This is a genomic window from Nocardioides panacis, assembly GCF_019039255.1.
Classification (GTDB): Bacteria; Actinomycetota; Actinomycetes; order Propionibacteriales; family Nocardioidaceae; genus Nocardioides_B; species Nocardioides_B panacis.
In genome coordinates this window covers 440,520-453,369 of record NZ_CP077062.1, presented here as the reverse complement: position 1 = coordinate 453,369, position 12,850 = coordinate 440,520, and the positions used below count along the sequence as shown (strand labels likewise).

The 12,850-nt window shown below is 73.0% G+C and carries 13 protein-coding genes and 1 pseudogene; 8 read left to right on the top strand and 6 right to left on the bottom strand.

Annotation, left to right across the window (positions count from 1 at the left end):
• Nucleotides 1-59: 59 nt before the first annotated feature.
• The 6 genes and pseudogenes from KRR39_RS02325 to KRR39_RS02300 all read right to left on the bottom strand — a co-directional run bounded on the left by KRR39_RS02325 (nucleotide 60) and on the right by KRR39_RS02300 (nucleotide 4,767).
• Nucleotides 60-1,022: a cytochrome d ubiquinol oxidase subunit II gene (locus KRR39_RS02325; RefSeq protein WP_302053538.1), complete on the bottom strand. Its 963-nt coding sequence runs from the start codon at nucleotides 1,020-1,022 to the stop codon at nucleotides 60-62.
• 69 nt (nucleotides 1,023-1,091) lie between these two features.
• Nucleotides 1,092-1,994, bottom strand: coding sequence for a cytochrome ubiquinol oxidase subunit I (locus KRR39_RS02320; RefSeq protein WP_216940404.1), 903 nt, complete (start codon nucleotides 1,992-1,994; stop codon nucleotides 1,092-1,094).
• Between the two features lie 76 nt (nucleotides 1,995-2,070).
• Nucleotides 2,071-2,451, bottom strand: a pseudogene (locus KRR39_RS25815) (cytochrome ubiquinol oxidase subunit I); the annotation flags it as partial.
• Between the two features lie 191 nt (nucleotides 2,452-2,642).
• Nucleotides 2,643-3,713 (bottom strand): MBL fold metallo-hydrolase, encoded by a 1,071-nt coding sequence (locus tag KRR39_RS02310; RefSeq protein WP_216940402.1) that lies wholly within the window; start codon nucleotides 3,711-3,713, stop codon nucleotides 2,643-2,645.
• Between the two features lie 39 nt (nucleotides 3,714-3,752).
• A complete protein-coding gene (locus KRR39_RS02305) occupies nucleotides 3,753-4,391 on the bottom strand; it encodes a TetR/AcrR family transcriptional regulator (protein ID WP_216940400.1) in 639 nt (212 codons plus the stop codon).
• Nucleotides 4,392-4,407: 16 nt separating this feature from the next.
• Entirely contained in the window at nucleotides 4,408-4,767 is a 360-nt protein-coding gene (locus tag KRR39_RS02300; protein WP_216940399.1) for an SPW repeat domain-containing protein, read from the bottom strand.
• Nucleotides 4,768-5,391: 624 nt separating this feature from the next.
• On the opposite strand from KRR39_RS02300, the gene KRR39_RS02290 reads away from it, so the two are divergent.
• The 8 genes from KRR39_RS02290 to KRR39_RS02255 all read left to right on the top strand — a co-directional run bounded on the left by KRR39_RS02290 (nucleotide 5,392) and on the right by KRR39_RS02255 (nucleotide 12,829).
• A complete protein-coding gene (locus KRR39_RS02290; protein WP_216940397.1) occupies nucleotides 5,392-5,904 on the top strand; it encodes an AfsR/SARP family transcriptional regulator in 513 nt (170 codons plus the stop codon).
• Between the two features lie 101 nt (nucleotides 5,905-6,005).
• Entirely contained in the window at nucleotides 6,006-6,707 is a 702-nt protein-coding gene (locus KRR39_RS24185) for a response regulator transcription factor (RefSeq protein WP_254185465.1), read from the top strand.
• A gap of 72 nt (nucleotides 6,708-6,779) precedes the next feature.
• A complete protein-coding gene (locus KRR39_RS02280; RefSeq protein WP_216940395.1) occupies nucleotides 6,780-8,048 on the top strand; it encodes a sensor histidine kinase in 1,269 nt (422 codons plus the stop codon).
• A gap of 88 nt (nucleotides 8,049-8,136) precedes the next feature.
• Complete coding sequence (locus KRR39_RS02275) at nucleotides 8,137-8,658, top strand: multicopper oxidase domain-containing protein (RefSeq protein WP_216940394.1); 522 nt, start codon at nucleotides 8,137-8,139, stop codon at nucleotides 8,656-8,658.
• Nucleotides 8,594-9,838: a multicopper oxidase family protein gene (locus KRR39_RS02270; protein ID WP_367303772.1), complete on the top strand. Its 1,245-nt coding sequence runs from the start codon at nucleotides 8,594-8,596 to the stop codon at nucleotides 9,836-9,838. The genes KRR39_RS02275 and KRR39_RS02270 overlap by 65 nt, the downstream gene beginning before the upstream one ends.
• Nucleotides 9,838-10,371 carry a signal peptidase I gene (gene lepB / locus KRR39_RS02265; RefSeq protein WP_216940390.1) on the top strand — a complete coding sequence of 178 codons (534 nt, stop codon included), beginning with the start codon at nucleotides 9,838-9,840 and terminating at the stop codon, nucleotides 10,369-10,371. Before KRR39_RS02270 ends, lepB begins: the two co-directional genes overlap by 1 nt.
• Nucleotides 10,368-10,943: a copper resistance CopC family protein gene (locus tag KRR39_RS02260; RefSeq protein WP_216940388.1), complete on the top strand. Its 576-nt coding sequence runs from the start codon at nucleotides 10,368-10,370 to the stop codon at nucleotides 10,941-10,943. Before lepB ends, KRR39_RS02260 begins: the two co-directional genes overlap by 4 nt.
• Nucleotides 10,940-12,829, top strand: coding sequence for a cytochrome c oxidase assembly protein (locus tag KRR39_RS02255; protein ID WP_216940387.1), 1,890 nt, complete (start codon nucleotides 10,940-10,942; stop codon nucleotides 12,827-12,829). The genes KRR39_RS02260 and KRR39_RS02255 overlap by 4 nt, the downstream gene beginning before the upstream one ends.
• The last annotated feature ends 21 nt before the right edge of the window (nucleotides 12,830-12,850 follow it).

The following is a 12,850-nucleotide window of genomic DNA, read 5'->3' as shown; positions in this document are numbered from 1 at the left end:
GATGCCCACGATTCGCCCCTCGATCTCGGTGGCACCTCACCCGCCGCAGATGATTGGGCTCACCCGGGGAGCGGACGGTCGCCGGCGTCGTCGACGCCTTCCTCGGGCAGCAACCGGCGTTGCACGAGCACGAACAGCAGGACGAACCCGGGCAGCACGACCAGCAGCGCCGCGACCACGGCGACCGCCAGCGCGGTCAACGTGCCGGACGGCGCGGCGGCGTCCTGGACGGTCAGGGTCTCGGGGAGCAGGTAGGGCCACTGCGCCACCCCCCAGGCGACGATGATCCCGGCCACGGCCGTCACGGCGAGCACCCGTGCGCCGCGGGTCGCGTCCCGGACCAGCAGCACCAGCGCGCCGGCGCCGCACGCCACGCTGAGCAGCACGAACGGCAGGGCCCGGGACGCGAGCCTGTCGAAGACGTGGGGAGCCTCCGCGTGCACGACCACCAGCCCGACCACGGACAGCACGGCCGCCACCACGGCGGCCAGCACGGCGCGGCGCCGGAAGTACACGACCAGGGTGGCGTCGCCGGCACGGCGGGCGTCCCACACCAGGTAGACCGCGGCCACGTAGGCCGCGACCGCGACCGCCAGCACCCCGGTCACCACCGACGTCGCATTGAGCCAGCTGTGCACGGGGTCGCCGGCCCGGCCGCCCGACGGCACCTGTCCGGACGCGATCCCGCCGGCGATCGCGCCCATGCAGAACGGCACCAGGACCGAGGAGATCGCGAACCCACCACCGAAGACCCGGCGGAAGCGCAGCGTCCTCACCGACTTGCGGAACGCGAAGCTCGCCCCGCGCAGCACGATGCCGAGGGCCGCGAGGGTGAGGGGGACGAACATCGTCAGCCAGATGGACGCGTACGCCGTGGGAAACGCCGACCAGGTCACCACGAAGATGAAGATCAGCCAGACGTGGTTGGCCTCCCACACCGGGCCGAGCGAGTGCTCGACGAGGTCGCGGGGGGGCCTGCCCGCGCTCCGGGCTGCCGGCGACGAGGTCCCAGAAGCCGGCACCGAAGTCCGCGCCGCCCAGGACGGCGTACGCCGCGAGGGCGAGCAGCAGCACGACCGCCACCGCGGTGCTCACGGCACCGGCTCCACGGTCTCGGGCGGGTCTGTCCCGGCGGGCCCGTAGGGGACGTCGTGGTCGACGAAGCCGCCGCCGCGGCGGAACCGCCGGCTCATCGAGCGCAGCACCATGATAGTGGTGACGCCGAGCGCGACGTAGAGCAGCACCACGGCCACGAACGTGACCCAGACCCCGGCGTTGGCCGTCGCCGCGTCCTCGACCTTCATCAGGTCGTAGACGATCCAGGGCTGCCGGCCGACCTCGGTGACCACCCAGCCGGCCTCCATGGTGACGACGGCCAGGACGCCGGCGCACGAGGCGGCGCGCAGGAACCAGCGGCCGTCCGGCATCCGGCGCCGGAACAGCCAGCCCGCGGCGTACCAGGCCGACAGTAGGAACAGCAGCGTCCCGAGCCCGACCATCACGTCCCACCCGAGGTGCACGAGGTTGGTCTCGGCCACGGAGGGCCGGGTGCCGGCCGGCACGCTGTCCAGACCCTGCACGACGGTCGAGGTGCCGGTGCTCGGGTCCGACAGCCAGGACGCCATGCCGGCAATCGGGACCCCACCGGAGACGGTGCCGTTCGGGTTCAGGTGGCCGAGCAGCGTCTCGGGCACGTGGGAGCCGGTGTGCGGCACCAGCTCGATCGCGGCGAACTTGACCGGCTGCTCGTCGTACACCCAGCGGGCGAGCGTGTCGCCCACGCCCATCTGGAGCGGCGTCGCGATCGCGGCCACGGTGAACGGGATGACGAACCCGAGGCGGTGGTAGCGGTCGGTCCGGCCGCGGAGCATCCCCGCGGCGTACACCGACGAGATCAGGAACCCGCCGACGAGGTACGCCGCCACGACCATGTGCGCGGCCTCCAGCGGCATGGCCTTGTTGAAGATCACGCCCCAGGGGTCGACGTCCACCACCGTGCCGCCGGAGTCCAGCGTGGAAGCCGGCCGGCGCGTTCATCCAGGCGTTGGCGGCCACCACGGAGACCGCCCCGAGCACGCCGGCGAGGACGATCGGCACCCCCGTCCAGAAGTGCGCCCACGGCCGGAGCCGGCGCCAGCCGAAGAGGTAGATCGCGACGAAGATCGCCTCGGTGAAGAAGAACAGGCCCTCGAACGCGAAAGGCACGCCGAAGGCGGCTCCCCACCGGCCCATGAACCGCGGCCAGAGCAGCCCGAACTCGAAGCTGAGCACCGTCCCGGTCACCGCCCCGACGGCGAACGTCACCGCCATGTACTTCGACCAGCGCTGGGCCAGGAGCAGCGCGTCCCGGTCGTCGTGCCGCAGCGCCCGGTAGTTGGCGACGAGGGTCAGGAACGCCCAGGAGACGCCGAGCGGGACCAGGACGATGTGGAAGGCGAGCGTGAACGCCATCTGGGACCGCGCCCAGGGGACCGGATCGACCGCCGCCGCGGCCAGCAGGTCGCCGACCGCACCGTGCACGCCCATGTCGGCCTCCTCGCTGACGGCGCCGTCCCCCGCACCGCCACCGAGGCTTCCCGGACTCCGCCGGGTGGGGCATCACCCGTTGCGGACGACGTCCTCGGGGCACCGGCGGGGCCCGCTCACTCCCCCGGCTCGGCGGGTGCCTCGAGGAGGAACCGGGTCCCGACCACGGAGGGGGCGAAACCGGCGGGGCCGAACGCCGCCGCGAGAGCGCCCGCGGCCCGCCAGCCGGTGCAGTGCCCGGGAGCGACGATGCGGGGGCGGACCCGGCGGGCCAGGTCCGCGACGGTGGCGCCGATCCGGTCCTCGACGGCCGCTCCGGCGAGGTGGTAGCCGCCGAGCACGAGGTCGACCGGCCGCTCCGGCAGCAGGCGGAGGGCCTCGAGCCCCACGTTGACGATGCCGGCGTGGGAGCACGCGGAGAAGACGGTGGTGCCCCGGCCGCGCACCTGTGCCGCGAGGAAGCGCTCGTCGTGGATCTCCGGGTCCGGGACGGCCCGTCCCCCGCGCCAGGTGTAGTGCACCGCGAGGCCGGTCTCGTAGTCCGTCGTCCGGGGGATGTCCCCGCTGGACAGGAAGAGTCCACCTGCCACGGCGTGGACGTCCGCGTGCGTGGCGACCTTCCCGCCCGCCGACTCGATCTCGGCGAACGTGGGCTCGGCCGGCAGCATCGCGAACGGGCCCGGGGCGGTGAGCATCCCGCGGCGGTCGGGCCGGTCCGGGTGCACGTCGACGAGGAGCGGCTCCCGGCCGGCCCGGTCCCGTGCCTCGGAGATCGCGCCGACCACGGCCGGGATGCCTCCCGTGTGGTCGCCGTGCCAGTGGGAGACGAACAGCACGGAGACGTCCGCCAGCTCGATCCCCAGACGGGCGGCGTTGCCCAGCCACACGTCGCCGTACGGGCCGACGTCGAACAGGACCGTGGCGGCGTCCTCTCCCCGGCGCCCGGTGGCGAGCACCGAGAAGCCGTGGCAGGCGACGCACAGCCGCTCGAAGACCGCCACCAGGTCGTGTCCGTCGTGCGTCCCGAGGGACGGTCCGCCCTCGAGCAGGTGCACCATCTCGGCGACCTGCGGGACGCCGGCCGGGACCGACGACAGGGTGTCCGTCGCGTTGTCGACGACGACGGTGACGAGCAGCTCGTCGAGCTCGACGGTGGAGACGGGGGCGCCGGGGGGGCATGGCTCCATGCTTCGCCCGCCCGCTCCTGCCACGCAAGGGCCTCGTGGTCAGCCGTCGGCGACGTCCCCGTGTCCGGAGGTCAGGCTCGTGGAGATCATCGTCGCGGCCGCCGTCAGGTCCGGACGCGGACCGCCGTACCGGTGGGAGTTCGCGTCGTGCAGGAGGACCGCGACGTAGGTGTCGGCAGCCTGGCGGCGTCGCGGCCGGTTGAGGGGCACCGACGCGGCCTCCTCGAGCACGCGTTCGGTCAGCGCGACGAGCTCGTCGTGCACGGTCCGCAGGTGGTGACCGACCTCGGGGTGCGTCCCGGCCTCGCGGAACAGGATGCTGCCCAGCACCGGCGACTGGGACCTGCGCAGGGTGAGCTTGTGGGCCAGCCGGATCAGCGAGCCGGCGATGTCCCCGCGCAGCACGACGTCCCCGCTCGCGAACAGCGGGGACGAGGGCAGCCGCTCGGCGAGCAGGGAGCGGAGCAGGTCCACCTTCTTCGGGAAGTAGTAGAACAGCAGTCCCTTGGGCACCTCGGCGCGCGCCGCGATGTCCGCGGTCGGGGTCGCGTCGAAGCCGTCCTGGGCGATCAGGTCCTCCGCCGCGTCGAGGATGCGGCGGCGGGTCGCAGCGCCGCTGCTCTCGGCGGGCGGGGCGGGCGAGGCCCGCCCGGAGTCCCGCGGGCGGGCCCGTCCCATGCTGCGCGTTCCTGCCTCAGTGCGAGGCCGCCAGGCCGCCACCGTGGTGGGACACGCGTGCCTCGACGACGTCCGAGGCGCCGACCACGAAGACGACGGCGCCGACGATCCAGGCCGTCCACGCCATCGGGTGCGTGCTGGCGAAGCCCACCACCCACGGCGAGAGCACGAACAGCACGCCCATCGCGGCCATCAGGCCGTCGGCGAGCATTCCTGGTCGGGCCAGTGAGAGCACGGCCAGTGCCCCGGTGACGACCCCCAGGACGACGACGGTCCATGTGGCCGCAGTCGTCGTCGTGGTCCAGATCGGGGAGAGTGCCGCGTAGACGCCGGCTACCAGTGCGACAAAGTCCTGTGGGTGACTCCACCGCTTCACATCAACCACCTTCCAAGGAACGGGATCCGTCGATCGGAGGCGAATCAACTGCCTCCAGGATCCCGCTGATTGACCGCCCGATCAAGAGTCTCCGGACGGGCGGGCGACGGAGCGTGCCGCCCGATCGGGGGTCCTCCGGCCCCGGACGCACTACTCAACTTTGACCGTCGCCACGAGCGCACCTTGGTCTGTTCGCGTGCTGCTGCCGACAGGAAGGTGGGGCCCAGCCAACGCGGAAACGGGGTCAGCACATGGACAGGTTGCGGGTTCGCCTCTTCGGCCCGACGGCGGTGACGCTGCCCGACGGACGGCTCGTCACGGACGTGGGAGGGACCAAGCCGCGGCAGATCCTCGAGATCCTCGCGGCCTCGCTGGGAACGCCGGTGACGAAGGACCGGCTCGCCGAGCTGCTGTGGGACGGCCGACCGCCCAGGACCTGCACCGGCACCCTCGAGAGCTACGTCTCCCTGGTCCGGCGTCGGCTCGAGGTGTCGGGGGGGCCGTGGCTCCGCCCTCGCCTCGACGGCCGGCGCCTACGTCCTCGACCCCGCCCAGGTCGCGGTCGACCTCCACGAGGTCAGGGGCCTCCTGAGCGGTCAGGTGGGCGGGGGCCTCGAACCGTCGGTGGAACAGGCCTTGCGGCTGGCCCCGAACGCCCTCCTGGCCAGCGAGCCCTACGCGCCGTGGGCGGAGCGCGAGCGGGCCGTGTTCGGTGTCGAGCACGTCCGTGCCTGCCGCCGCTCCGGGGAGCTCGCCCTGCGGCAGGGTCGGCCGGACGCCGCCGCGGAGCTGGCTCGTCGGGCCATCGACCACGACCCGCTGTCCGAGCTCTCCTGGCAGCTGCTCATGCGCGCCCTGTGCGCTGCGGGGGCGACCGTGGAGGCGCTGAGCGCCTACGCCGAGCTGCGCCGGCGGACGATCGACGAGCTGGGCCTGGAGCCCGGCCCGGACAGCCAGCAGCTCTACCTGGACATGCTGCGCACCAGCCCCGGCCGGACCCTCCGCGCGGACGTCACCGAGGTACGACAGCTGCTGAGGCTCCTTCGCGGCGCCCTGGAGTCCTCGTCAGGCATCACCCTCGCCCTCGACGACCGCCGGCTCGTCCACCAGGCCGAGAGTCTGGTCGGGGTGGCCTGACCCCTTTCTTGACCCGATCTACCTATTGTCGGATCCGTGCGTGCTGTCGGACCATGGGGGCGGGTGGGGACCCGGTTCAACGGCTGTCGGGGTGGGGAAACATGACGGTGCTCGAGACAACGTGCGCGCCAACGGGGCAAGGCGACCTCGACGAGCTGCGCGTGGTGATCGTCGACGATCACGTCATCTTCACCGAGCTGCTGGCCCTCGCCCTGCGGCACGAGGACGGACTCCGCTGCGCCGGCACCGCAACCGGCGCCGACATGGCTCTGGCTGTCGTCGACCAGGTGCGTCCCGACGTGGTGGTCATGGACGTCGAGCTCGGTGACGGGGACGGCATCACCGCGACCGCCGAGCTGACCCGCCGGCATCCGGGCCTCCGGGTCGTGGTCCTCACCGCCCGGGTCGACGTCGCGCTGATGCGGCGGGCAGCCGACGCCGGCGCCTGCAGCCTGCTGCCGAAGAACGGACCCTTGATCGAGACGCTGCACGCGTTGCGGACGGCCCGGTCGGGCGGGCTCACGGTGGCGCCCGGGCTGCTCATGCAGCTCCTGACTCGTTCGGCCGAGCCCGACCACGCGCGCCTGCCCCAGTTCGTCACCTTGACGGCCCGTGAGCGGCAGACCCTGCTGGCGCTGAGCGACGGCCTCGACGTACGACGGATCGCAGCCCAGCAAGGGATCTCACCGCACACGTGCCGCGGGCACGTCCGCCGGCTGTTGAACAAGCTGGGCGTCCACTCGCAGCTCGAGGCCGTGGCCGTGGCGCAGAAGCACGGACTTCTCCGTGACAGCGCCAGCTGACGGGATCCCTTCGAACCGGTTCGGACGGTGACCCGCCCGTCCTCGCTGGTGCGTAGCGCCGTCCTCCGGTTCGTGGTCGCAAGCGCAGCAGCACTGGTGATCCTCGCGGTGGGCACCACCCTCGTCGGGGGACGGGTGGCCCAGAGACAGGCCCTGCGGGAGGCTCGCACCAACGCGTCCCTGCTGGCCCAACAGGTGGCCGCCCCTCTGGTGAACGCCGCGGTGCGAGACGGTGAACCGGCCGCGACCGCGCGGCTGGAGACCGAGATGCGCACCAGGATGCGGGACCGGTCGCTGAGCCACATCAAGCTGTGGAGCGCGGACGGCACCGTGCTCTGGGCCGACGAGACCTCCCTGACCGGACGCAGGTACGTCTTGCCGGCCGACGTGCGGTCGCTGTTCGGGACCCGGAACGTCACGGCGGAGGTGTCGGGTCTCGACCGTGCGGAGAACGTCGAGGAGCGCGACGAGGAGGAGCTCCTCGAGGTCTACGCCGGCACCCACGACGCGGACGGCCGCCCGATCGTGTTCGAGGCCTACCTCCCGCTCGACGACCTGCGCCGGGACGAGACCGCGATCATCACCGGCGTCCTCGCCGTCGGGATCGGAGGGCTCGTGCTCTTCCAGGCCGCCGTCCTGCCGATGGCCCTCCGGCTGGCCCGGCGGGTGGAGCAGAGCCAGGCCGAGCACACCCGGATCGTGCGGCACGCCCTCGACGCCTCCGAGCTGGAGAGGCGTCGGATCGCCGAGCAGCTCCACGACGGCGTCATCCAGGACATGGCCGGCATCGCCTTCGCGCTCCCGACCGTCGAGACCCGGCTCGCCGACGACCCGGCCGGGCAGGAGGCGCGGCAGACCGTCCGCACGATCACCGACCTCGTGCGCCGCGACGCCGACGCCCTGCGGTCGATGCTCATCGACCTGTACCCGCCGGATCTCGCCGCGGGCGGTCTGTCGACCGCGATCCACGGCGTCGCGGACCGGACGCGTGAAGAAGGTGTCGAGGTGGTGGTCGAGCTGGACGCCGGTCCGGACGTCCCCCTCGAGGTCGCCACGCTCGCCTACCGGGTCGTCCGAGAGGGTCTGCGCAACGTCGTGAAGCACGGCCGTGCCGCCTCGGCCACGGTGCGGATGACGAGGGAGCCGGGAGCCTGGGTCGTCACGGTCACCGACGACGGCGTCGGCCCGGAGGGGGCCGGTGAAGTCAGGCGTGGGCACTTCGGCCTGCAGCTGCTGACGGACACCGTCCACGACCTGGGAGGGACCCTCACCCTGGGTGCCGGCCCGACCGGGGGGTCCGTGCTGCGCGTGACGATCCCTCCCGCCCTCGCCGCACCGTGACGCGGCGGGTCTCCTGACCCCAGGTTTTCCCCAGCCCGGTGGTCGACAGTGCGGCCAGACACGCTCATCGCGAACCAAGGGGCCACACATGACACTGAGTCGTCGCGACCTGATCAAGATCGCCGTCGCCGGCGGGGCGGCCATGGCCATCCCGTTGGAGCGGTCCGCCTTCACCGCCACGACCGCGACCCGGATGCCCACCAGCAAGTTGCCGAAGTACTTCTCACTCCCGTTCCTGCGCCCTCCCGAGCTCAGCCCGGTCGGCACCGCGGAGATCGGCTGCTGGGACGGGATGACCCGGAGCTACCCGCGCTACGAGGTGGCGCAGACCTTCACCGTCAGCGAGATCCTGCCGGGCTACAAGACACCGGTCTTCGGCTACAACGGCGTCGCGCCGGGGCCCACGATCCGGGTCCTCCACGACAACCCGGTGATCGTGAACCAGACCAACCTGCTGCAGCGGCCACCGGCCGCGCCGTACCAGAGCGCGAAGGCCCCCCTCGCCGTACACCTCCGACCCGCTCCAACGGTCGACCTCGACCCACCTGCACGGCTCCTCGTCGCTGCCGCAGTACGACGGGTACGCCTCCGACGTCACCTACCCCGGTGAGCGCAAGAGGTACTTCTACCCGAACTGCCAGGAGGCGCGCACGCTCTGGTACCACGACCACGGTGTGCACCACACCTCCCAGAACGCCTACAACGGGCTCGCCGGCATGTACGTCCTGCACGACAGGCGCGAGCAGGCCCTGGGCATCCCGCAAGGTCGCTACGACGTCCCGCTGATCCTGCGCGACGCCATGTTCGCCACGGACGGCTCGCTCATCTACAACGACAACGGCGAGTCCGGGGTGTACGGCGACGTGCTGCTGGTCAACGGCGTGCCCTGGCCGGAGATGGTCGTCGAACGCCGCAAGTACCGCTTCCGGTTCCTCAACGCCTCGGTCTCGCGATCCTTCGAGTGGCGGCTCGTCGCGGGATCCTCGAGCGTGCCCATGACCGTCATCGGCACCGACGCCGGCCTGATGCCCAGGCCCCAGGTGGTGAGCAGCTTCCGCCACGGGATGGCCGAGCGGTACGAGGTGGTCGTCGACTTCGCGAAGTACCCCGACAACACCCTGCTGACGCTGACGAACCTGCTTCCGAAGAACAACATCGACTACGACGGCGTCAAGCAGGCCATGCGCTTCCGGGTCAGGGGCGACGCGACCAGCACCGAGAACAACGCGGTGCCCGCCTACTGGGAGGACGCCGTCCCGCCCGCCGAGTGCATGACCTTCACCGAGGCGGCGCTCCGCGAGCAGGGGGTGCACGAGCGGGAGTTCAAGTTCATCCGCAAGAACAGCAGGTGGACCATCAACGGGGAGACCTGGGAAGACGTCATCGACAGCGAGTACACGCACTGCATGGCGGACCCCGCCGAGGGTGACGTCGAGATCTGGCAGCTCAGCAACACCTCCGGCGGCTGGTTCCACCCCGTGCACATCCACCTCGTGGACTTCCAGATCCTCTCCCGCACCCGGGACGGGCTGCCCGCCCCCGTCTACGCGCACGAGAAGGGCCCCAAGGACGTGGTCTACGTGGGCGAGAACGAGACGGTCCGGGTGGCGATGCGATTCGCCGGGCCGGCCGCGGGCGAGGGCTGGCCCACGCCGCACGGCCGCTACATGATGCACTGCCACAACCTGGTCCACGAGGACCACGACATGATGATGCAGTTCAAGGTCGGGGACCACGACGACGACCCCCGGTGCGACCCGATCACCGCGGACCGCGCCACGGCCGTCTGATGCACCGCACCGCTGCCGCGTCCCGCCGCGTGTCGCGCGGGCTGACCGTGCTGGTCGTGCTGGTCCTCGGCGTCCTCGCCGTCCGGCTCTTCGTCGCCGAGCCGCTCCGGATCCGCACCGGCAGCATGGCGCCCACCCTGACCGCCGGGGAGCACGTGCTCGTGGACAAGGTGAGCCGCCGGCACGGGACGTGGCGGCACGGTGACGTGGTGGCCCTCCGGCTGGGGGACGGCCGCAGCCTGCTGGTCAAGCGGGTCGTCGCGCTCGCCGGCGAGCGGGTCGAGCTGCGGGACGGCCGGCTGTACGTCGACGGCCACCGGAGGGTCGAGCCCTACGCGGACCCCACCTTGATCGACAGCGTCTACTTCGGCCCGGTGCTCGTGCCCGCCGGGCACGTGTTCGTGCTCGGTGACAACCGCGCCGACTCCCGGGACTCCCGCCACTTCGGAGCGGTCGCCCTCTCCCGACTCGAGGCACGGGTCGACGCGGTGGTCTGGCCACTGCCCCCCACCCGAGGAGGACTCGCACCATGAACTCCCAGCTGCGCCGCCTCCTGACCTTCGCCGTCGCCGTCCTCGTCGTGGCCTGCGCGCGCGACGGGGCCTCGCCGGCCTTCGCCCACACCGACCTCGTCGGTGCCGCTCCGGAGGCGGGGGAGGTGGTCGCCGGGCCGCCCGCCGACCTGACCCTGACCTTCACCGACACCCTGCTGCCGGCGGGGGCGCAGGTCCTCGTGCGCGACGAGCGGGCGGTGCGCGTCTCCGGTGCGGTCGCCGTCAGCGGCGGTCAGGCGAGGGTCCCGCTCCGCGGCACGGCGCGCCCCGGGACCTACCGCGTGGCCTACCGCGTGGTCGCGAGCGACGGTCACGCCGTCACCGGCAGCTACCGGTTCCGGGTGGTGGGCACGAGCGCCTCGGCCGCGCGACCCGCTGCCGCCACGCGCGACGTGGCCGACCGGGCCGTCGTCGCGACCGCTGCCGGGCCTCCGGGCGGTCCCTCGTCGTCCACGTGGGTGGTCGCCGGGCTGGGAGCGGTGACACTCGCGCTGGTGCTGGGGCTCGGTGCCGCCCGCCGCCGGACCTCGCGGGACGAGGAGGCGCGGTGACCAGCCTCGGCTCGCACCCGCGGTCGGTCCTCCGTGCGGGGCTTCCCACCCTCCGGCCCCTCGGCTGGCTGCTGGTGCTGCTCGCGGCGACCTCTCTCGTGCTCGCCGTGCTGCTCAGCGGCGGCGTACCCCGGGCGACGCCCGGGTTGCAGGACGCCGGCCCACTGACCGCGTGGATGGTGCCACTGGCCCGCACGCTGCTGGACGTCACGACGTTCGCCGTGGCCGGGTGCCTCCTCCTGGCCGGGTGGCTGATGCCCTGCCCGGAGGGGAGGCTGTCCGCCCCCGCCCGACGCCTGGTCAGGCTCGCGGGCAGGTGGGCGCTGGCCTGGTCGGCCGCGGCGGTCTGCCTGCTCCTCGCCGGGACGGCGCAGCTCGTCGGTCGAGGTGTGCGCGAGGTGGTCGGCACGCCCGCGCTGTACCGCCTCGCCTGGGGAACCCCGCAGAACCGCGGCCTCCTGCTCGTCGCGGTCGCGGGCGCAGCCGTGGCCGTCCTCGGCGCCCGGGCACGACGTCCGGGCGCTGTCCGGTGGGCCCTCGCGGGCACGGGTCTCGCCCTGGTCCCGCTGCTGGTCGCCGGGCACGTGGCCACCGCGTCCAGCCACTACGTCGCGGCCCAGAGCCTGGTCGTGCACGTGCTCGCCGCCTCCCTGTGGGCAGGTGGCCTGCTCGTCGTCGTGGTCCACCTGCGACGCGAGACGGACCTCCTGCCGGTGGTGATGTCCCGCTTCAGCCGCGTGGCCCTGTGGTGCTTCGTGGCGGTCGCCCTGTCCGGGCTGGCCGGCAGCTGGGTGCGCCTGGGCCTCTCGTGGGAAACCTGGCACTCGCCGTACGGCGTCCTGGCCGCCGTCAAGGCGCTCGTCCTGGGCGTCCTCGGGACACTGGGGGCCGCGCACCGCCGCTGGGCGCTGCCGCGGCTCGCCGCCGGCGCACCGCACGCGTTCGCCCGCCTCGCGGTCGCCGAGTCCGCGCTGATGGCCGTGGCGACGGGACTCGCCGTGGCCCTGGCCCGCACCGCGCCGCCCACCGACGCGCTCACCCGCGCCACTCCCCCGCACGCGAACACCTTCGCCACCGTCGACCGGAGCATCGAGCCGGTCAGCGCCTGGAACCTCATCACCGGTTTCCGGCCCGACGTCCTCGTGCTGAGCATCGTGGCCGGCACCCTCCTGGGCTACCTCCTCGCGCGCCGGCGGCTGGTGGGACGGGGCCACCCGTGGCCCGCGCGGCGGACCGCCTGCTTCCTCGCCGCGGAGGTCGTCGCGGCCTGGGCGATGTGCGGCGGGCTGGGGAGCTACTCGGCCGCGCTGATCAGCGCGGAGGCGACGCGGTTGCTGGTCATGGGCCTGGTCGTTCCGGCGCTGCTCACCTGGGGCTCTCCGATCCTTCTCGTCAGCCTGCTCCGCGGAGCCTCGGGCACCCGGCCGACCCACGTCCGCCGACCCGGCCCGGTGAACGGGCTCGTGGCCCTCGTCCTGGTGCTGGCCGCGGCCCTGATGACGCCGCTGCTCGAGGCCTCCCTGCGGAGCCCGGCCCTTCACGCCGGGACCGCCGCAGCGGTCCTGGCAGCCGGATGGCTGTTCCTGGGCCCGCTCCTCGGTGTCGACCGTGCGTCCGCGGAACGCCGCGACGAGCGGGACGCCCGGTTGCTGGTCGTGGTCCTCGCGCTCCTGCTGCTGGTGCAGGCCGGCCACCTCTGGACGAGCACGTCGCTGTTCGCCTCCGACTGGTTCACCGCCCTGAGCTGGCCGTGGACCGATGTCCGCTCGGACCAGCGGCTCGCCGGCGGGGTGGTCGCCGCGTTCGCTGCGGCGGTCCTGTCGTCCCTGCCCTGGGTCGGTCGAGGCCGGCCCCCGGCTTTTCCCCAGGACCGAGATGTTCGCTGAGCACGCTCGCACTCGAGCGAC